At 72.3% G+C, this 18689-nt stretch carries 19 protein-coding genes; 6 read left to right on the top strand and 13 right to left on the bottom strand.

All coding sequences use genetic code 11. The annotated features are described in order from the left end of the window. Positions 1–32: 32 nt before the first annotated feature. On the top strand, positions 33–722 hold the full coding sequence (locus P3X83_RS27190) for a CBS domain-containing protein (RefSeq protein ID WP_277308071.1): 690 nt from the start codon (positions 33–35) through the stop codon (positions 720–722). Positions 723–805: 83 nt separating this feature from the next. On the opposite strand, the gene P3X83_RS27185 is transcribed toward P3X83_RS27190, so the two are convergent. Beyond that, entirely contained in the window at positions 806–1666 is an 861-nt protein-coding gene (locus P3X83_RS27185) for a universal stress protein (RefSeq protein ID WP_277308070.1), read from the bottom strand. Positions 1667–1842: 176 nt separating this feature from the next. Here P3X83_RS27185 and P3X83_RS27180 point away from each other — a divergent pair, with 176 nt between their 5' ends. Beyond that, positions 1843–2307: a WSD1 family O-acyltransferase gene (locus tag P3X83_RS27180; protein ID WP_277308136.1), complete on the top strand. Its 465-nt coding sequence runs from the start codon at positions 1843–1845 to the stop codon at positions 2305–2307. A 92-nt stretch (positions 2308–2399) separates the two neighbouring features. Further along, on the top strand, positions 2400–2810 hold the full coding sequence (locus P3X83_RS27175; protein WP_277308069.1) for an Hsp20/alpha crystallin family protein: 411 nt from the start codon (positions 2400–2402) through the stop codon (positions 2808–2810). A gap of 157 nt (positions 2811–2967) precedes the next feature. Here P3X83_RS27175 and P3X83_RS27170 read toward each other — a convergent pair whose 3' ends face one another. The 4 genes from P3X83_RS27170 to P3X83_RS27155 all read right to left on the bottom strand — a co-directional run bounded on the left by P3X83_RS27170 (position 2968) and on the right by P3X83_RS27155 (position 5125). After that, positions 2968–3132, bottom strand: a complete 165-nt coding sequence (locus tag P3X83_RS27170) for a hypothetical protein (RefSeq protein WP_277308068.1) — start codon at positions 3130–3132, stop codon at positions 2968–2970. A gap of 121 nt (positions 3133–3253) precedes the next feature. Continuing rightward, positions 3254–3709 (bottom strand): DUF4383 domain-containing protein, encoded by a 456-nt coding sequence (locus tag P3X83_RS27165; protein ID WP_277308067.1) that lies wholly within the window; start codon positions 3707–3709, stop codon positions 3254–3256. Between the two features lie 46 nt (positions 3710–3755). Next, positions 3756–4055, bottom strand: a complete 300-nt coding sequence (locus P3X83_RS27160; RefSeq protein ID WP_277308066.1) for an STAS domain-containing protein — start codon at positions 4053–4055, stop codon at positions 3756–3758. Positions 4056–4135: 80 nt separating this feature from the next. Then, positions 4136–5125 (bottom strand): NAD(P)-dependent alcohol dehydrogenase, encoded by a 990-nt coding sequence (locus tag P3X83_RS27155; protein WP_277308065.1) that lies wholly within the window; start codon positions 5123–5125, stop codon positions 4136–4138. A 171-nt stretch (positions 5126–5296) separates the two neighbouring features. Here P3X83_RS27155 and P3X83_RS27150 point away from each other — a divergent pair, with 171 nt between their 5' ends. Further along, positions 5297–6121, top strand: coding sequence for a DUF2306 domain-containing protein (locus P3X83_RS27150; RefSeq protein WP_277308064.1), 825 nt, complete (start codon positions 5297–5299; stop codon positions 6119–6121). Here P3X83_RS27150 and P3X83_RS27145 read toward each other — a convergent pair. Further along, positions 6011–6685: a response regulator transcription factor gene (locus P3X83_RS27145; protein WP_277308063.1), complete on the bottom strand. Its 675-nt coding sequence runs from the start codon at positions 6683–6685 to the stop codon at positions 6011–6013. The two genes, P3X83_RS27150 and P3X83_RS27145, sit on opposite strands and share 111 nt — an antisense overlap. Then, a complete protein-coding gene (locus P3X83_RS27140) occupies positions 6682–7785 on the bottom strand; it encodes a histidine kinase (protein ID WP_277308062.1) in 1104 nt (367 codons plus the stop codon). Before P3X83_RS27140 ends, P3X83_RS27145 begins: the two co-directional genes overlap by 4 nt. A gap of 457 nt (positions 7786–8242) precedes the next feature. On the opposite strand from P3X83_RS27140, the gene P3X83_RS27135 reads away from it, so the two are divergent. Continuing rightward, positions 8243–9322 (top strand): hypothetical protein, encoded by a 1080-nt coding sequence (locus P3X83_RS27135; RefSeq protein WP_277308061.1) that lies wholly within the window; start codon positions 8243–8245, stop codon positions 9320–9322. Between the two features lie 12 nt (positions 9323–9334). Here P3X83_RS27135 and P3X83_RS27130 read toward each other — a convergent pair whose 3' ends face one another. The 6 genes from P3X83_RS27130 to P3X83_RS27105 all read right to left on the bottom strand — a co-directional run bounded on the left by P3X83_RS27130 (position 9335) and on the right by P3X83_RS27105 (position 16925). Beyond that, entirely contained in the window at positions 9335–10018 is a 684-nt protein-coding gene (locus P3X83_RS27130) for an ATP-binding cassette domain-containing protein (protein ID WP_277308060.1), read from the bottom strand. Then, positions 10015–10707, bottom strand: coding sequence for an ATP-binding cassette domain-containing protein (locus tag P3X83_RS27125; RefSeq protein ID WP_277308059.1), 693 nt, complete (start codon positions 10705–10707; stop codon positions 10015–10017). The genes P3X83_RS27130 and P3X83_RS27125 overlap by 4 nt, the downstream gene beginning before the upstream one ends. Then, the gene (locus P3X83_RS27120) at positions 10704–12593 is read right to left on the bottom strand and encodes an ABC transporter permease (protein ID WP_277308058.1); all 1890 of its coding nucleotides are present in this window, start codon (positions 12591–12593) and stop codon (positions 10704–10706) included. Before P3X83_RS27120 ends, P3X83_RS27125 begins: the two co-directional genes overlap by 4 nt. Next, positions 12593–13762, bottom strand: a complete 1170-nt coding sequence (locus P3X83_RS27115) for an ABC transporter substrate-binding protein (protein WP_277308057.1) — start codon at positions 13760–13762, stop codon at positions 12593–12595. The genes P3X83_RS27120 and P3X83_RS27115 overlap by 1 nt, the downstream gene beginning before the upstream one ends. Positions 13763–13988: 226 nt before the next feature. Next, positions 13989–15401: an aspartate aminotransferase family protein gene (locus P3X83_RS27110; RefSeq protein WP_277308056.1), complete on the bottom strand. Its 1413-nt coding sequence runs from the start codon at positions 15399–15401 to the stop codon at positions 13989–13991. Between the two features lie 27 nt (positions 15402–15428). Next, on the bottom strand, positions 15429–16925 hold the full coding sequence (locus P3X83_RS27105; protein WP_277308054.1) for a CoA-acylating methylmalonate-semialdehyde dehydrogenase: 1497 nt from the start codon (positions 16923–16925) through the stop codon (positions 15429–15431). 126 nt (positions 16926–17051) lie between these two features. On the opposite strand from P3X83_RS27105, the gene P3X83_RS27100 reads away from it, so the two are divergent. After that, on the top strand, positions 17052–18689 hold the full coding sequence (locus P3X83_RS27100; RefSeq protein WP_277308053.1) for a PucR family transcriptional regulator: 1638 nt from the start codon (positions 17052–17054) through the stop codon (positions 18687–18689).

Below are 18689 nucleotides of genomic sequence, written 5' to 3'. Positions count from 1 at the left end.
GAGGGGCGGCGATCCCCGATGGATGAGGGGCGATGAAACGCGCGACAGTAGGCGACTACATGACGGTGAACGTGGTGACCCTGCGGCCCGAGGACGGTTTCAAGGAGATCGTCCGCGCGCTGGCGGAACGCGGCGTCAGCGGCGCTCCGGTCGTGGACGCGGACGGCCGGGTCCTAGGGGTGGTCTCGGAGGCCGACATCCTGCACAAAGAGGAGTTCAAGACGGCCTCCCAAGAGTCGCGGCACTACTTCGAGAGCCGACGACACCGGGCCGCGCGCGCCAAGGCGGCGGGTAACACCGCGGCCGAGCTGATGAACGCACCCGCCATGACGGTGCCGGCGGACACCCCGCTCGTCATGGCGGCACGCGCCATGGCCCAGCACGGGGTCAAACGACTGCCCGTCGTCCGCCCCGACGGCACCCTGGCCGGCATCATCAGCCGTGGCGACGTGATGGGCGTGTTCCTCACACCGGACCGCGAGATCCGCGACGAGATCATCTCCGAGGTGATCACCCGGGCCTTGGGCGAGGATCCGGAGCGGATCGAGGTGGATGTGCACGGTGGCACGGTGACCCTGCGCGGCACCGTGGAACGCAAGAGCCACATCCCGCTCGCCATCGCCCTGACCCGGGCGATCGACGGCGTCGTCGAAGTCGTGGGCGACGATCTGTCCTTCACCACTGACGACACGTCTCCGGGGGGCCTGGGATACCGGCAATGAGGCAAGGAGGGCGGCACCGCGCATCCGCCGGGTGCGGCGGTCGGGCTCGACGACGTGCCGCGGCACCCGTCGCCCTCGGCCGGTCATCGGCGCACCACCACGACCGGCGCCCGTGCGTGGTGGACGACCGCGTGCGCGGTGGCGCCCAGGCCCGGTAGCCCGCCCGGCCCGGTGTGAGCGCCAATGATCACCAGATCGGTCTCCGCCGAGGCCGCCGCCAGCGCCCTCGCCGGGTGTTCGTGCACGACCCGCCAGGTCACCCGCACGTCGGGGAACCTCTCCCGCCAGCCGGCCAACGCTGCGGCGACCAGCCGTTCCTCCTCCCGGCCCACCTCTTCGACGTCGTAGACCAGTGGCCGCTCGTCCCAGGGAATGGTTCGTGAGGGGTGCCGCCACGCGTGCAGCGCCCGGAGAGACACCCCGCGCAGCCCCGCCTCCCGGAACGCGAATTCCAGAACCGGTTCCTGATCGGGGCCGCCGGTGACGCCCACGACGATGTCGCCGCGACCGCCGGTGTCCGATCGCCGAACGACGGCCACGGGGCACGGAGCGCGCGAGATCACCGCACGGCTGACCGAACCGAGCAGCAGTTCGGCGAATCCGCCACGGCCGCGGTTCCCGACCACGAGCAGTCGCGCTTCCCTTGCTGCGGCGACCAGTGCGTCGCCCGCCCCTCCATCGAGGATCTCGGTGGTGACCTCCAGTCGCGAACAGCCAGCCCTCGCGTGGCCGGCCGCCTGGCGCAGCATCCGCAGCGCCGCGGCCCGCGCGTTCTCATCCCAGCTGGGAGGCTGTGGGATGAAAGGCATGTCGGCGTTCCATCTCAGCGCGGCGTAGGCTATCCGCAACGGCGCCTCGCGGAGCACGGCCTCCGCGCCCGCCCAGCTCACCGCCTCCAGCGCGGACGGGGACCCGTCGACCCCGACGACGATCGGCCCTGTCACGCCGACTCCCCCATGGCCCCGCGTCACCTCCTCTTCCTACCCGCATGAGTCGGGTCGATGTGTCAGCCCGCCTCGGCCGTCCGGCGATGGCTGATCTCGCATGAAGCGCTGCCGGAGCAGCCCCTCGTCGCGGGCGTCCCCTTCTCGCTGCCGCGAGCAAGGGGCAAGGGAATCAGATCACCATGGTGATGGCGCCGCTGCCCACCCACATCACGGACCCGGGCGAACGGCTCGCCCAGGTCTCCGCCGCCATGAGCCGGGTCAAGGAGCGGTTCGATCCCGCGTCGGCGCGATGGCTGGGGGAGCTCGCCGCAAGTAGGCCCGCGGCGCCGACCGGCCTCGCGGATCGGGCCGCGTTCGCGCTGCTCGGCCAGGCGCCGCCGGCGATCAATATCATCGTTTCCAGCATTCCGGGGCCGCAGTTTCCGCTCTACCTCGCGGGAGCGCGGGTGCCGGCCCACTATCCGGTCTCCGTGGTCACCGACATCAGCGGCGGCCTCAATATCACCGCCTTCTCCTACGACGGTCGCGTCGACGTCGGGCTCACCGCGTGCCGGGCGATCGTCCCGACGTATGGGCCATCTCCCGCTCTGCGCGAGGTTCTGGGCGAACTCACCGCCCTGGCCGACGCGCGCGGCTGACATTCACACACGGGCGTCCGGCTACGCCTCTTCATCCGGGAACTGGGTAGGCGTCCTTGGGAAGGCACATCGCGACATGCAGGGGGGTCGCTATGGGTACGTTGGAACGCCAGGGGACGACGCACGCCCTGTTCCCAGAGTTGTTCGAGTGGCTGCAGGCGCCATGGGGCGTGGCACGGACGGGGGAAGCCGCCATCCGGGTCGAGGACTACGTCGACGATGGCGACTATGTCGTCCGCGCCGAACTGCCCGGACTTGATCCCGACAAGGACGTCGAGATCACCGTTTCCGGAGGGGTGCTGCAACTGCACGCCGAACGCCGCGAAGAGCGCAAGCAGGAACATCACTCGGAGTTCCGCTACGGCTCGCTGTCCAGGTCGCTGACGCTGCCCAGAGGCGTCAAGGCCGATGACGTCAAGGCCACCTACGACAAGGGCATCCTGACCGTCACCGTTCCGATGCCCAGGGAACAGGAGACGCAGCGCATCTCCATCGAGAAGTGACCGGACACGCCCGCGATGGTGCCGGACCCACACGGGTCCGGCACCGGGGTCCGAAGGACGCCGCCCGGATCCGATCGTCCCGTGAAGGTCCAGGCCAGGGCAGGACGAGGTCCGCCGCCCGCCCGATGCGCGCCACGCTCACCGGCTGGAACTGGGACTAGGCCCCATCCCCGGCGGGCGCCTCATCGTCGGCCGCCTCGGGAAGCCGGCCGCACAGCCGCCACGCGGCCAGCGCCTCCTGGACCAGCAGGACGCACTCGTTCCCCACCCGGTCCCCGGCAGGCTCATCCGGAATCGTAGGAGTGGTGTCGTCCGTGGTCATACGCCGAGCATGTCACCTAGCTTCCGAAAGTACGCCGGTCTGTGGCTATGCGTCGTGGAAAGGATGGGCAGAGAACCGGGACCACCCGGCTCCTCGAAAGGAGGACGGTGACCGGCCCCGGTCAGGCGAGCCGGTTCGTCGTGGGGCGGCGGCGGGTCAGGAGCAATCCCAGACCGATCATGATGACGGCGAGGCCGAAGTGCAGCCAGTTGTCGGCGGTGTTGAGGGGCACGAAGTTGGCCGGGCTGTCCTGCCCGACCAGCAGGCCGTAGATCCACAGCAGAGCGTAGATCACCCCGCCGCCGATCAGGAAGGCGCGGGCTCCCGCCCAGGTGCGCGCCAGGGCGAGGCCGACGACGCCGTACAGCAGGTGCACGATGTTGTGCAGGACCGAGACCTGGAACACCCCCAGCAGTAGCGCCTCGGAGTGATGGCCGGCGAACTGCATGCTGTCGTAGTTCGTGGTGATCCCCGGAATGAAGCCCAGCACGCCCACGAGCAGGAAGACGATGCTGATGACCAGGACGGCGAGTTGTACCGGCGTTCTGCTCGCGGTACGGGTTCGAGCGGTGTTCATGATGCCCACTTCCGATCGGAGGTCGGCCCCACCCCCTACCCACAGGTCAGCCGATACTCGCCATGGGCGGCGGCGATGAGAGCGCGGCCGCCCCGTCCGGGCCTGCGACGATGTCGAGGTCGCCGCCCCGCGCCCGGGCGTACCGGCGGGCGCGGCGCATGGCGGCGACACCGGCCGGGTCCATGAACGTCACCCCCGCCAGATCCATGCCCAGCCGAGCCCCGCGCTGGCGGATCACCGTCACGACGAACTCGTACAGGTCGTCCGCGGCCAGCGGGTCGACCTCACCGCGCACTTCGACGACCGGAACGCCGGCGGACACGCCGACGCTGAGATGCAGTTGCATGTAGGTCCTTGGCTCGGATGCCTCTGGAGGCTCTCCCCTACCCCCTGTCACACGAATCAATCGTGTCGCCCGGCGGTCCTTCACACCGTGACGACGACCTTGCCGGGAGCGTGGCCCTCCTCCTGGTAGCGGACGGCCGCGCGCAGGTCTTCGAAGGGGTAGACGCGGTCGATGACGGGCCGCAGCGTGCCGTCCTCGATGAAGGCGGTCAGTTCGAGCAGGTTCCCGCGACTGTCCGGGTAGCCGACCACGTCGGCCAGCACCGCCTTCTGGGAAGTGAACGCCGCCGCCGCGAGTGTCCCCATCATCCGTCCCATCGGCTGCACCCAGCGGCCGGCCGCCGCGCCGACCAGCACGCAGACACCCTTGCGGGTCAGCACCCGGCGGCACTCGGCGAACGAGCGGTTCCCGGCCAGGTAGAGCAGGACGTCGTACCGCTCCGCACCACGGGTGAAGTCCTCCTTCTTGTAGTCGATCACCTCGTCCGCGCCCAGCGACCGCACCAGGTCGGCGTTCCTGGCCCCGCACACCGCCGTGACGTGCGCGCCATACGCCTTGGCGAGCTGCACCGCGAAGGTCCCGACCCCGCCCGAAGCCCCGTTGATCAGCACTCGCCGCCCCGGCTCGACCCGACCGGCGTCGCGGACGGCGAGCAGCGCCGTCCCGGCCGCCAGCGGCACCGCAGCCGCCTGCTCGAACGACAGCGACTTCGGCTTCGGCGCCAGCAGGCGCTCCGCGATACAGACATACTCCCCGAAACCACCTCCCTCGGGCGGCATCGCGAACACCTCGTCGCCCGGCGCGAACTCGGTCACCCCCTCGCCGACGGCCGCCACCTCCCCGGCCACGTCCGCGCCGAGGATGGTGATCTTCGGTTCGCGCAGCCCGAGGCTGCCGGGCATGAGCCGCGACAGGTACGGCTCGCCGCGCATGTGGTGCCAGTCCCAGGGCTGGACGGACGTGGCGCGCACGCGCACCAGGACCTCCCCCGGGCCGGGGACGGGCGTGGCCACGTCGGTGAGCTGGAGCTCGTCGGGCGAGCCGTACGAGCGCAGTACATACGCCTTCATCGGGTTCTCCTCGGTGCCGGTGTCCGCTACGTTGCCGACAGGCACGAGTGTGCGCGCGGCCCCGGCGAGGCGTAACCGCCGAAGGTACTACGCCGTGCTGGGCCGATCGGCTCAGCGGAGTCCGGCCGTTGGTGTGATGAGCCGCGGACGCCCCGCGACCACCATCGATACATGCGAAACGACGCGCCCGCGACCAGGCGGGAACCCCGGGGCGGATGGCTCGCGCCCGCCGGGCTCATCCTTCTCGTCCTCGTGCCCGTGCTCGCCGGCGCCGTCCGCCTGGGCGAGCTGACCGGCCTGACCGGGGCGCACGGTGCAGCGGGCGACCGGCCCGCCGGGTCGGCCGTCCCGCTCGCGGTGCACATCGTGAGCGTCACCGTCTACGGGCTCGTGGGCGCGTTCCAGTTCTCGCCCCGGTTCCGGCGGCGCAGGCCGAAGTGGCACCGCGCGGCCGGGCGGGTGCTGGTGGCGTGCGGCCTCGCGGGGGCGCTGTCGGCGTTGTGGCTGACGCTCTTCTCCGTGCTCCCGCCGGGCGACACGGGTCTGCTGACGGTGTTCCGGCTGGTGTTCGGGACGGCCATGCTCGGCTCCATCGTGCTCGGGTTCGCCGCCGCCCGCCGTCGCGACTTCGCCCGGCACCGCGCCTGGATGACCCGGGGGTACGCGATCGGGCTCGGCGCGGGCACCCAGGCGCTGACCCAGGCCGCCTGGATCGTCCCCATGGGCCCGCCCGGCGGGTCCACGCGGGCGCTGCTGCTGGGCGCGGGCTGGGCGATCAACCTGGCCGTGGCCGAGTGGGTCATCCGCCGGGAACGGCCCTCCCGATCGGGGTCCAGGCCAGCGATCCGGTCAGCGCCCGGGTCGGCGCCCCGGTCAGCGATCCGGTCAGCGCGCCACCCGCTTGGTCTCGAAGGCCCACATGGCGACCTCCACCCGGTTACGGACGCCGATCTTGGTCATCAGGCTGGCGACGTGACTCTTCACCGTGCTGAGTGAGATGTGCAGCTCGTCGGCGATCTCGTTGTTGGTCCGGCCCCGGGCCACCGCCAGCAGGATCTGCTCCTCCCGATCGGTGAGCGCCTCGATCGGCTGCGCCTGGGGCGGCGCCGGGCCGGTGCCCGCGAACGCCGCCAGCAGCCGCGCGGTGATGCTCGGCGCGATCAGCGCGTCGCCGTTCGCGGCGGCGCGGACGGCCTGCGACAGCAGATCGGGCCCCGCGTCCTTGAGCAGGAACCCGCGGGCACCGGCCCTGAGCGCGGCGTAGACGTACTCGTCCAGGTCGAACGTGGTGATCACGACGACCGCCATCGGGTCCGCCACGTCGGGCCCGGCCAGGCGCGCGGTCGCCTCGATGCCGTCGCAGCGCGGCATGCGGATGTCGAACAGGCACACGTCGGGCCGCAGCCGCCGGGCCAGCTCGACGGCCCGCAGGCCGTCGCCCGCCTCGGCGATCACCTCGATGCCGGGCTGCGCGTCGAGGATCATCCGCAGCCCGGTGCGCGCGATCTCCTGGTCGTCCGCGACCATCACCTTGATGGCGCCGGTGTCGGCCGTGGTCATGTCAGGGCTCCCGTCCGGGGCAGTACGGCGGTCACGGTCCAGCCGCGACCGGGGTTGGGGCCGGCCTCGCAGGTGCCGCCGAGCAGCCCGGCGCGCTCGATCATGCCGAGCAGGCCGTACCCGGCGGCCACCACGGGACGGCCCGCGGTGCTGTCGCCGTCGTCGTTCACCCGCAGGCGCACCGAGCTGTCGTCGACCGCCACGCTGACCTCGATCCGGGTGGCGTGCCGGGCGTGCCGCCGGGCGTTGGTGACCGACTCCTGGGCGATGCGGAAGATCGCCGCACCGACGGACGGCGCGACGCCGTCGAGGTCGCCCTCGACCCGCACCTCCACGGACGGCCCGACCCGCGACCGGCCGTCCGCGAGCCCTTCGAGGTCGGCGAGGTGCGGGCTGGGCGCCAGGGCCGGCGGCGCAGGCGACGCGTCCCGGCGCAGCACCAGCACCATCGCCCGCATCTCGGCGAGCGTGCGCGACGCCTCGGCCTCGATCACCCGCAGCGCGTCCACGGCGGCCTCGGCGGCGTTGTCCGGATCCGCCCCCGCCGTCGCGATGCCCGCCTGCGCCCTGATCGCCATCGCCGAGACGTGATGGGCCACGGTGTCGTGCAGGTCGCGTGCCAGTTGCTCGCGTTCGAGCAGCTTGACCTGGTCGATCTCGCGCATCCGCGCCCGCGCGCGGTACCGGAAGGTCCCGCCGAGCGCGAGGGCCGCGAACACGACGGTGAACGCCCCGACGATGTCTCCCGCCACCAGCCGTCCGGAGACGGCGGCCACCAGGATCGCCGCGCTGATCAGCCCCAGCCCGGTGACGGCCTCCCGCCCGGATCCCCACCGCGACAGTGAGTAGAGCAGGATCAGCATGTACGCCAGGGAGGCCATCTCGGCCGGATCGGCCCCGGTTAGGTACTGCACCGCGCCCGTGACCACGACCGGCACCGCGAGCATCGGCAGCGGATGGGCCCGGCGCCACAGCAGCGTCGGCAGCATGACCAGGCTGAAGATCATCGACACCGGCCGCCACTGCAGGTCGGTCCGCAGGACCCCCTCCAGCACGATGACGGGAACGAGCACTCCCACCAGCGCCCAGTCCCGCCACACTCGCCGCGGAGCATGGGGGGGCCGCGGCTCGGCCCACAAGGAACGGAGGAGTCCCTGCACGCCCATCATCGTACGAGAGGCACGACTCCCCCGTATCCCCCCAAATCCACCCTTAGCTATAGCTAGCGGGCGTATACCTGAATCCCGTCGAGCATCATGGTGTCGACGTTCAGGTACATCCGGAAGCACGCCCCCGGCCTGACCACCCCGGAGGAACACCCTTGTTTCGGGAGCACGCTACGGAGGTCCGTTATCGACTTCCTTAACACCATCACCAGGTCCAGCCCGCCCCGATCGCCCCCGGGGAGATGGTGACGCTCTGATGGGGTTAGGATCCGACCGTACGGTATAGAGACCCCCTGCCACGAGGCGAGCTTCCCTGTCCTCGCCCGCCGGTTCCGCCGTGATCTGCGCCTTGCCGGCGACCAGATCGAGCGGCATCGACAGGAAGGCGATCATGACTCCGCACGACCGGTGGACGGCTTATCTCGGCGAATACGAGCGCGCCCTCGGCCGGCCGCTCAGCAGCAAGATGTTCGATCGGCTCATCGCCGGGGCGGACCTCTCCGGCGAGCCGGTCCCAGACCTGCCGGAAGCCGATGACGGCGTGGCCGCGTTCGGCCCGATGTCCGACGGCGAGCGCCGGGGCTGGCGCACCTGGATCGGGCGTGCCGTGGACAAGGTCGCCCCCGGCGACGGCCCACCGGCGCGCCTGATGGTCCGCGTCCTGATCGGCAGGCTGTTCGTCCGGCTGCTCGGCCAGGGCGTGTGGGATCTCGGCGACGGGAGCTGGCGGGAGCCGCTGGCCCGGCTCACCGGCACCCTGCAGGAGCAGGAGGGCGACGAGGTGCCCGGCGAGGCCCTCGATCACCTGGCCGCGCTGGCCGCCGTCTGCACGGCGCTGGTCCGGCAGGACGCCTCGCTGACCGGCACCCGTCCGGCCGACCGGGTCGCGCAGGAGACCTGGGCGGGCGTGCGGGACTTCGTCGCGATGGCGGACGCCCGGCTCGCCGAGGACCTGCTGATGCCGCCGACCATGCCGCGCGCGGTCGTCGTGACGCGCACCGACGTGGAGACCGTCATCGAACAGGCGCTCGACGACGATCCCGACGCCGCCGTCACCGGCGAGCTGGCCGAGCACGGGCTCGACCTCGACCGCGAGGACGGCCTCTACCTGGTCTCCGGCAGCTTCTCCAATCCGGTCCCGATCGCGGCTCGCGCGGCCACGCTGCTCGGCCGCCACCACGAGACCGTCCTGGTGCAGGCCCGCTCGGCCGGGAAGTGGGCGTTCATCGCCTGGCGGCGGCCCAACCTGCTGCTGGCCTCCGCGCCCGCCGGATACGCCTGGCGGCTGTACCGGATCGCCGAACCCGCCACCCCCGAGTCACGCCTGGGCGTCGCGAGCGACGGCCTGCCCGCCACCGGCCTGGTCGGACGGCCCATGCGCCTCGGCCAGATCCCGCCTGAGGGCGGCGTGCGGCTGCTCGACAGCGTCGGCGTCGACCATGTCGACCTGCTGCGCCGCCTGATCGACTGAGCCGACCGGCCGTCAGCCGCCGTTGCCCTCTCCCAGGTAAGCCGAATGCAGCCGGCCGCGCACCTCGTCGGGCGTGCCGTGCATGGTGATGTGTCCCCGATCCAGTACGTGGACCCGCTCGGCCAGCTCCAGCGCGAGCCGGGTGTACTGCTCGATGAGCAGCACCCCTGCCCCGCGCTCGGCGAGCGCGACCAGCGCGGGCACGAGCCTGCCGACCACGGCGGGCGCCAGGCCGAACGACAGTTCGTCGACGAGCAGGTAGCGCGGCCCGCCCACCATGGCCTGGGCCAGGGCGAGCATCTGCTGCTGGCCGCCGGACAGCGCGCCCGCGAGCCGGTCGGACAGGTCGCGCAGCTCGGGGAACGCCTCCAGGGCGGGGGTGGCGTCCGGCCCGGCCACGCGCAGGTTGTCGGCCACGGTCAGGGAGCGCAGCACCCGATGCCCCTCCGGCACCGCGGCCACGCCCAGCCTGCGGACCCGTTCCGGCCGCAGGCCGGTCAGCCGGTCGTCCCCGGCGGTGATGCTCCCGGCCGTGACCGGCAGCAGCCCGGCGACGGTGAGCACCAGCGTGCTCTTGCCCGCGCCGTTCGCGCCGAGCAACGCGGTGATCTGCCCGGGCGGCACGTCGAGGGTCACGTCGTGCAGCACCTCGCGCCCGCCCCGGCTGACGCGCAGATCGCGTACGGCGAGCGTCATGAAGGTCCCTCCCCCAGGTAGGCGGCGCGCACCCGCTCGTCGGCGAGCACGTCGGCGGTCGGACCTGAGGTGATCAGGCGGCCGAAGTCGAGCACGGCCGTGGTCGCGCACACCTCGCCGACCAGGGCCACGTCGTGCTCGATGAGCACGACCAGCGCGTCGAACTTGTCGGGGACGGCCACCACCACCTCGGCCAGGGCCCGCGACTCGGCGTCCGACAGCCCGGCCGCGGGTTCGTCGAGCAGCACGATCCTGGGCGTGCCGACCAGGGCGCGGGCCAGTTCCAGCCGCCGCCGTTCGAGCAGGGTCAGCTCCCCGGCGGGCCGCCGGGGATCGTCGAGCCCGCAGAAGTCCAGCAGGCCCGCGTCGCGCCCGCCCAGGTGGTCGGCGGCCAGCCGCAGGTTGTCGGCCGCGCTCAGCTCGGTGACCACCTGCTCCTGCTGGAACGTACGGCGCAGCCCCCAGCGGGCCCGCCGGTGCGGCGGCAGCGCCAGCAGGTTCGTGCCGTCGGCGGTGACCCGGCCGGAGACCGGCCTTACGAACCCCGACAGCACGTTGAACAGGGTGGTCTTGCCCGCGCCGTTCGGGCCGATGAGCCCGCACAGCCCGGAGTCGAACGCGACGGTGACGCCGTCCAGCGGGCGGACGCCGCCGAACCGCACCAGCAGGTCCTCGACGAGCAGTCTCATCGCCACCGTCCCGCCAGGTCCTCAAGCTGGCCGCCGATCCCGCGCGGCGCGGTGACCAGCGCGTGCACGGTGCCCGCGCCGAACACGACGAGCATCAGGTTCCCGTTGATCCCGACGGCGTCGAGCGCGGCGGGCACCACCTGGCCGACGACTCCGGCCAGCACGACGCCGGTCAGGCCGTACGCGCCGCCGATGAGCACCACGGCGAACAGCAGCACCGAGTCCGACGCCTTGAACGAGATCGGGTCCAGGCGTCCGGTGTTGGCCGCGAGCAGCGCCCCGGCCGTCCCGGTGATGAACGCGGCCAGCGCGAACGCCCACACCTTGTACCTGGTCAGCGCCACCCCGACAGCCAGCGCCCCGGCCTCGCCGCTCCTGATCGCGGCCCACGCCCGGCCGGGCCTTCCGCGCTGGTGCAGCACGACCAGGATCAGCGCGAGCACCGCGCACACCAGGGCGACCCGGAAGAACGCGGCGTCGGAGATCGCCATCGAGGGGCGCGGCATGGCCTGTTGCATGCCGCTGCCCGCCACCTTGCCGAGGAACCCGGGCCCGCCGTCCGGGAAGCCGGTCGCCGAGAAGGCGATCTGGAAGGCGCCCCCGGCCATCAGCGTGACCAGTGCGAGATCGACGCCGGACAGCCGCAGCGCGGGCAGCCCGTAGATGATCCCGACCAGGCAGGTGACCGCCCCGGCGGCCAGCACGACCAGCGGGAACGGCCAGCCGGTGGCGAACGCCAGGCGCAGCGCCACCCAGCCGCCGACGCCGAGCAGCGCGACCTGGCCGAGCGAGACCAGGCCGAGCCGTCCGTAGAGCAGGGCGATCCCGGCGGCCGGGATCGTGAAGATCACCGCCGAGGTCAGCACCCGCACCCAGTAGCCGTCGGCGACCAGCGGCACCAGGACGGCCAGCGCCGCCGCCCCCGCCACCAGCCCGCCCAGCACCCGCAGCACCGAGCGGGCGTCGCCGGGCGGCAGCGGCCGGGTGAGCGCGCCCACCGGCCGTTCGGCCGACCGCACCTCGACGGTGCCGCCGCGCCTGGCCCGCGCGCCCGTGCGCTGCAACCACAGGATCACCACCACGGCCACCGCGAACGGCGCGACCGACCGGTAGGGCGCGGTCTCCGGCCAGGCCGCGCCGATGGCCTCGACCAGCCCGATCGCCAGCCCCGCGACCAGCGTGACCGACAGCGAGCGGAACCGTCCGACCACTGCCGCCGCCAGCGAGGCGATCACCAGGAAGGTCAGCGTGCCCGCCTCCAGCCGGGTCAGCGACCCGAGGACCAGCCCGGTCAGCCCGGCGATCGCGCCGCCCGCCACCCAGGTCAGCGTCTCGACCCGGCGGATCCGCACGCCGAGCAGCGCGCTGATCTCCCGGTCGTCGGCCAGAGCCCGCATGGCGGTGCCGAACGCGGTCCACCGCAGCAGCGCGGCGGTGCCCACGGTCAGCGTCACGGCCAGTCCCAGGGCGAGCGCCTGGGTGAGCGTGACCCGGGCGGTGCCGAGGTCGAACCCGGCGATGTCCGTGGGCAGGGTGAGCGTGCGCGCGTCGTCGCTCCACAGCCAGAAGCACGTGCCGAGCAGCATGAGCGCGTAGCCGAGCGTGCACACGGCCTTGACCAGGGGGTCGCGGGCCGCGACGAGCGGGCTGATCAGCGCGCCGTACAGGCCGGACAGCAACGCCGACAGCAGCGGCGCGGCCAGCAGTGCGGGCACCACCGGCCAGTCGTCCTGCAACAGTTGCCAGGACAGCAGGGCGCCGATCGCGCCCACCGCGCCGTAGGCGAGGTTGAGCACGCCGGTGGCGCGGTAGAGCACAACGATCCCGACCGCTGACAGCGCGTACACCGCGCCCAGGGCCAGGCCGCTGACCACGAACGGCAACATCAGTCGGTCAACCCGAGTTCCTTCTCGGCGGAGAGGATCGGGGCGAGGTCCGGGTCCGGGGTCGGGGTACAGTCCTGCGCCTTGACCCAGCCGTCACCCTGCATCTTCACGTAGCGGGTGTCGTGGTTGGCGTTGTGCCGCTGCGCGTCGCCGAAGTACCACGGGGTGCAGAGCATGTCGCTGCGGAAGCCCTTGATCCCCACCAGCGCCTTGCCCACGGAGGCCCGGTCGAGGGTGCCCTCCACCTTGCTCATCGTGTCCACGAAGATCTTCGCAGCCAGGAAGCCGCCCTGCGAGAACGAGTCGCGGGGGGCCTTCTCGTCGGCGTAGGCGTCCATGACCTGCCGCCAGAGCTTGTTGTCCGGGGTGTCGGCGTCGAGAAGGGTGAACTCGGAGTTCGAGACGAACCCCTCCCAGTAGGAGCCGACCTGCCCGGGGAAGGTGGTGTCGTAGCAGGGGGTCAGGCAGACGAACGTGACCTTGTCCTTCAGGCCCTGCGCCTGGGCGGCCTTGAGGAGCGCGGCGGCGTCGGGGGCGGGATCCTCCAGGAGGATCGCGTCCGGCTGGTTGCGCATGGCCTCCAGCAGGACGGCGGCGGCGTCCTTGATCCCGGGATCGTGCAGGACGTCTCCGGCCGAGGTCATGCCCTTGGACTTGAGGTAGGCGTTCACGCCGTCCTGGGTCCAGTCGCCCGTGTTGGGCACCCGGTTGCTGATCTGCGCGACCTTCTTGGCGCCGACGACCTCTACGGCGTACCGCGCGGCGGCCACCGCGCTGATCCGGGGACCGGCGTTGACCGGGGCGATGTTGCGCGACTCGAAGCAGTCCCGGGGGACGCCGACGGCGAGCACGTCATAGAGGTTGTTCTGCTGGTAGATGGGGCCCGCCACGCCGCAGGCCACGAAGCTGGAGCCGGCCACCAGGGCGAGCACGTCCTTGTTGCCGGCCAGTTTGGTGGCCAGTTCCGAAGCCTTCTGCGGGTTGAGCCCGTCGTCCTCCACGAGATATTTGACGGGTCGGCCGCCGATGCCGCCGCCCGCGTTGACACAGTCGAAATACGCCTGGGCAGACTTGGTGGCCGAGCTGAAGTCGATTCCGCCGCTGGCGGTGACGATCGCCCCGACGGTTATCGGGCTTCCGGTCGCGGGTTTTCCGGTACCGCAGGCCATCTTGCCGGCCGTACCGGTTTCACCGTCCGAGCCCGTGCCACAGGCCGTAGCCAGCAAAGCGATCGCCGCCAAGCCGGCCAGGAGTCGTGGACACCGCATGAAAAACCCTCCTCGAAGCGCCGCGCGTCCTGCGCCGTAAGGAGAATCATGTATGAAGTCACATATTTTTGCATAGGCCCCTTTACCGTGGGGCCGATCCCGAAAAGCCATCGTTATGGCCATTCGCTCAAAGCAGGACGGCGGCCTCGGTGAGAGTATGACGCATAATGCGCTCGATCTCGTCGAACTCCGCCTGACCGCAGATGAGCGGCGGGGCGACCTGGACCACCGGGTCGCCTCGGTCGTCCGGGCGGCAGTACAGGCCATTGTCGCACAGCGCCCCCGGCAGGAAGCCGCGAATCAGGCGCTCGCGCTCCCCCGCGTCCAGGGTCCGCTTCGTGGCCTTGTCCTTTACCAGTTCCACCGCCCAGAAATAGCCGTCGCCCCGCACGTCGCCCACGATCGGCAGGTCCAGCAGCTTGCGCATGGTCGCCCCGAACGCGGCCTCGTTGCCGAGCACCCGCCGGTTGAGCAGCTCGCGGTCGAAAAGATCCAGGTTGGCCAGCGACACCGCCGCCGCCACCGGGTGACCGCCGAACGTGTAGCCGTGCGGGAACACGGTCTTGCCGTGCAGGAACGGCTCGATGACCCGGTCGGTGGTGATCATCGCGCCGATCGGCGCGTAGCCGGAGCTCATCCCCTTGGCGCAGGTCACGATGTCCGGCACGTAGCCGAACTTCTCGCAGGCGAACGTGGTGCCGTGCCTGCCGAACGCGCAGATCACCTCGTCGGAGACGAGCAGCACGTCGTAGGCGTCGCAGATCTCCCGGACCCGCTGGAAGTATCCGGGCGGCGGCGTGAGGCAGCCGCCGGAGTTCTGCACCGGCTCCAGCACGACGGCCGCGACGGTCTCCGGCCCCTCGAAGAGGATGGCCTCCTCGATCCGGTCGGCCGCCCACCGGCCGAACGCGACGAGGTCGTCGCCGTGCTCGCGGGCCCGGTAGAAGTTGGTGTTGGGCACCCGGAAGCCGCCCGGCGTCAGCGGCTCGAACTGCTGCTTCATCGCAGGCAGCCCGGTGATCGCCAGCGCGCCCTGCGGCGTGCCGTGGTAGGCCACGGACCGGCTGATCACCTTGTGCTTGAGCGGACGGCCGGTCAGCTTGAAGTACTGCTTGGCGACCTTCCAGGCGCTCTCCACGGCCTCGCCGCCGCCGGTGGTGAAGAACACCCGGTTCAGGTCGCCCGGCGCGGCGTGGGCGAGCCGTTCGGCCAGCTCGACCACCGGAGGGGTGGCGTACCCCCACACCGGGAAGTAGGCCAGCTCGGCGGCCTGGGCGGCCATCACCTCGGCCAGCTCGCGGCGGCCGTGACCGGCCTGGACGACGAACAGGCCGGACAACCCGTCGAGCATCCGCGTGCCCCGGTCGTCCCAGATGTACGCGCCCTCGCCCCGGGTGATGATCGGTCCGCGACCGGCCGACAGCCTGGTGAAGTGCGGCCACAGGTTGCCCCAGCCCGCGTCGGCGGCGTCGGCTGCTCTAGTGGCGTCGGCTGTGCCGGCTGTGTCGGCTGTGGCCGGGTCGCGCTCGATGAGGGTCATCGACGATCCTTTCCTTGTGCGGGTGCCCTAGTCGTTGCGCGGGAAGCCGAGGTTCAGACCCGTCCGCCCGCCGCCGGGCCAGCGGGAGGTGACCACCTTGCCCCGCGTGAAGAAGTGCACGCCCTCGGCCCCGTGCGCGTGGGTGTCGCCGAACAGGGAGTTCTTCCAGCCGCCGAAGGAGTAATAGGCCACCGGGACCGGGATCGGCACGTTGACGCCGACCATGCCGACCTCGACCTCGTTCTCGAACCGGCGGGCCGCGCCGCCGTCGGTGGTGAAGATCGCCGTGCCGTTGCCGTAGGGGTTGGCGTTGACCAGGGCCAGCGCCTGGTCGTAGGTGTCCACCCGGACCACCGAGAGCACCGGGCCGAAGATCTCGTCGGTGTAGACGGACATCTCCGGGGTCACGTGGTCGAGCAGCGTCGGGCCGAGGAAGAAGCCGGAGCCGTCGGCGTCGGGCACCACGTCGCGGCCGTCGACCACCAGGCTCGCCCCCGACCGCTCGCCCTCGGCGACGTACCCCGCCACCCGGTCCCGGTGGGCGGCGGTCACCAGGGGGCCCATGTCGCAGCCCTGCCTGCCGTCCCCGGTGCGCAGGCCGCGGGCGCGCTCGGCGATCGCCGCCACCAGCGGGCCGGCGACCTGACCGACGGCGACCACCACGCTGATCGCCATGCACCGCTCGCCCGCCGAGCCGAACCCGGCGCTCACCGCCGCGTCGGCGGCCACGTCCACGTCGGCGTCCGGCAGGACGACCATGTGGTTCTTCGCCCCGCCCAGCGCCTGCACCCGCTTGCCGGCCGCGCTCGCCCGCCGGTAGACCTCCTGGGCCACCGGGGTGGAGCCGACGAACGAGACCGCCTTGATCGCCGGGTGGTCGAGCAGGCCGTCCACGGCCTCCTTGTCGCCCTGCAGCACCGTGAACACCCCGTCGGGCAGCCCGGCCCGCCGCCAGAGTTCGGCCATGCGCAGCGCGGCCGACGGGTCCTTCTCGCTCGGCTTGAGCACCACCGTGTTGCCCGCCGCGATCGCGATCGGCACGAACCACAGCGGCACCATCACCGGGAAGTTGAACGGGCTGATCACCGCGACCGGCCCGAGCGGCTGGCGGATGGAGTGCACGTCCACGGCGGCCGACGCGTTCTCGGTATAACCGCCCTTGAGCAGGTGCCCGATGCCGCAGGCGAACTCCGCCACCTCCAGCCCGCGCGCCACCTCGCCGCGCGCGTCGGAGATCACCTTGCCGTGCTCGGCCGTGATGATCTGGGCGAGTTCGTCCCCGGCCTCGTCGAGCAGGTCACGGAACTCGAACAGAATGCGCGTCCGGCGGGACAGCGCCGTGTCGCGCCAGCCGGGGAACGCGGCGACGGCCGCCGACACGGCCCGCTCGACGTCGGCCGGGCCCGCGAGCGCCACCTGGCGCGCGACCTTTCCGGTGGCCGGGTCGTACACGTCGGCGGTCCGGCCCGAGGCGCCTGGCACCTCCGCGCCGTTGATCCAGTGGCCGAGGACACCCGTGCTCATATGTTTCCCTTCGCCGCACTCGGTGCCATCAGCGTCCGTCCGGCGGGGATCCCCTGCCAGTTTCACAGTGACGCGAATCTGCGGCCATGACCGACGATATGTAAAGCCCGTGCTAGGGTCCGAGGCGTGTACCCCACGGTGGCGGACGTCCTCGCCACGCCGAGCGTCCAGGCGGGCGACCCGCTGGTGCGCGCGGGCGAGGCCGCGCTGCGGCAGCCGGTGCGCTGGGTGCACGTCAGCGAGATCGCCAACGTCGCCGGCACGCTCGAAGGCGGCGAGCTGCTGCTGTCCACCGGCATCGTCGCCGCCGCCCCCGGCGCCGACCTCGTCGCCTACGTCACCGGCCTGCGCGACGCGGGGGCCAGCGGGCTGATCGTCGAGCTGGGCGGGCACCTGCCCGCGCTGCCCGAGCCCATGGTCCGGACGGCCAGGCGGCTCGGCCTCCCGCTGGTGGAGCTGCGCCGCACGGTGCGGTTCGTCGAGATCACCGAGGCGGTGCACGCCCGGATCCTCAACGTCCAGCACGAGCGGCTGCGGTTCACCCAGAAGGTCAGCGAGGTGTTCACCACGCTGACCGTGGAGGGCGCCCGGGTCGAGGAGATCCTGGCCCAGGCCAGCGCGCTCGGCGGCCACCCCGTGGTGCTGGAGGACCTCGCCCACCACGCGGTCGCGTTCAGCGGCACCACCAGGGCCGACGACCTGCTGCGCGACTGGGAGGCCCGCTCCCGGCTGGCCGTCGCGGGCGACGAGACCACGGTGGCCGGTCCCGAGCGGTGGCTGTGCGCGCCGGTCGGCCCGCGCCGGGGCCGCTGGGGCAGGCTGGTCGTCCCGCTGGCCGTGGCCCCGCCCGACGCCGACCGGCTGACCTCGGTGCTCGACCGCGCCGCCGACACCCTGGCGATCACGCGGATGCTCCAGGGCGAGGGCAGAGACGTCTCCCTCGACGCCCACGGCGGCCTGCTCCGCGACCTGCTCGCCGGGCAGGTGACCGACGAGCGGGGGATGAGCGTGCGGCTGCGCGCCCTCGGGCTGCGTCCTGGCCGCGCCTACGCGGTGCTCGTGCTCGCCGTCGGGCCGACCGGCGCGCCGTCGGCCGACGTCGACCAGGCCGTGCTCGACGTCGCCGCGGCGACCGCCCGGGGTCAGGGCCGGGGCGCGCTGACCGGCGGCATCGGCCCCGGCCGGGTCGCGGTGGTGTTCTCCTGCCCCGCCGAGACCGACGAGCCGTCGGCCGTCCGGTCGTTCCTGGCGGCGATGGCCGCCCACCCACGGCTGCCGGCCGACGTGATCGCCGCCGCCTCGGCCCCGGCCACCCGGCTCACCGGCCTGGCGGCGGCGCTCGAAGAGGCGGCCCACGTGGCCGACACGGTAGCCGCTGACACAGTGGCCGCCGCGCCCGGCCGGGCGGGCAGGCAGGAGGTCTACCGCAGCCGCGACCTCGGGGCCAGGGGCCTGCTGTGGTCGCTGCGCGCCGACCCCCGGCTGCACCGGTTCGCCGAACTGCAGTTGCAGGCCCTGCTCAACCACCGGGCGCACCGGCCCGGCGAGGAACAGGACCTGCTCGGCCTGCTGCGCGCCTATCTCGCGGTCACCGGCAACGTCGCCGAACTGGCCCGTGACCTGCACCTGAGCCGTCCCGCGGTGTACGCGCGGCTGCGGCGGCTCTCTGACGTGCTGGGGCGCGATATCACCGACGCGGAGACGCGGCTTTCCCTGCACCTGGCGGTGCTGGCCTACGACCAGACCGCGCGGCTCCGCGGCTGA

Origin of the sequence: Spongiactinospora sp. TRM90649 (assembly GCF_029382225.1) — a bacterium.
In the GTDB taxonomy this organism is placed as follows: domain Bacteria; phylum Actinomycetota; class Actinomycetes; order Streptosporangiales; family Streptosporangiaceae; genus Spongiactinospora.
The sequence above is the reverse complement of the archived record's forward strand: the minus strand, read 5'-3'. Positions and strand labels throughout refer to the sequence as shown.

What these genes read in the sequence shown, in the direction of transcription:
- P3X83_RS27190 (WP_277308071.1), top strand. Translation starts at nt 33, where the DNA reads ATGAAACGCGCGACAGTAGGCGACTACATGACGGTGAACGTGGTGACC.
- P3X83_RS27175 (WP_277308069.1), top strand. Translation starts at nt 2,400, where the DNA reads ATGGGTACGTTGGAACGCCAGGGGACGACGCACGCCCTGTTCCCAGAG.
- P3X83_RS27170 (WP_277308068.1), bottom strand. Translation starts at nt 3,132, where the DNA reads ATGACCACGGACGACACCACTCCTACGATTCCGGATGAGCCTGCCGGG.
- P3X83_RS27165 (WP_277308067.1), bottom strand. Translation starts at nt 3,709, where the DNA reads ATGAACACCGCTCGAACCCGTACCGCGAGCAGAACGCCGGTACAACTC.
- P3X83_RS27160 (WP_277308066.1), bottom strand. Translation starts at nt 4,055, where the DNA reads ATGCAACTGCATCTCAGCGTCGGCGTGTCCGCCGGCGTTCCGGTCGTC.
- P3X83_RS27155 (WP_277308065.1), bottom strand. Translation starts at nt 5,125, where the DNA reads ATGAAGGCGTATGTACTGCGCTCGTACGGCTCGCCCGACGAGCTCCAG.
- P3X83_RS27150 (WP_277308064.1), top strand. Translation starts at nt 5,297, where the DNA reads ATGCGAAACGACGCGCCCGCGACCAGGCGGGAACCCCGGGGCGGATGG.
- P3X83_RS27145 (WP_277308063.1), bottom strand. Translation starts at nt 6,685, where the DNA reads ATGACCACGGCCGACACCGGCGCCATCAAGGTGATGGTCGCGGACGAC.
- P3X83_RS27135 (WP_277308061.1), top strand. Translation starts at nt 8,243, where the DNA reads ATGACTCCGCACGACCGGTGGACGGCTTATCTCGGCGAATACGAGCGC.
- P3X83_RS27130 (WP_277308060.1), bottom strand. Translation starts at nt 10,018, where the DNA reads ATGACGCTCGCCGTACGCGATCTGCGCGTCAGCCGGGGCGGGCGCGAG.
- P3X83_RS27125 (WP_277308059.1), bottom strand. Translation starts at nt 10,707, where the DNA reads ATGAGACTGCTCGTCGAGGACCTGCTGGTGCGGTTCGGCGGCGTCCGC.
- P3X83_RS27120 (WP_277308058.1), bottom strand. Translation starts at nt 12,593, where the DNA reads ATGTTGCCGTTCGTGGTCAGCGGCCTGGCCCTGGGCGCGGTGTACGCG.
- P3X83_RS27115 (WP_277308057.1), bottom strand. Translation starts at nt 13,762, where the DNA reads ATGGCCTGCGGTACCGGAAAACCCGCGACCGGAAGCCCGATAACCGTC.
- P3X83_RS27110 (WP_277308056.1), bottom strand. Translation starts at nt 15,401, where the DNA reads ATGACCCTCATCGAGCGCGACCCGGCCACAGCCGACACAGCCGGCACA.
- P3X83_RS27105 (WP_277308054.1), bottom strand. Translation starts at nt 16,925, where the DNA reads ATGAGCACGGGTGTCCTCGGCCACTGGATCAACGGCGCGGAGGTGCCA.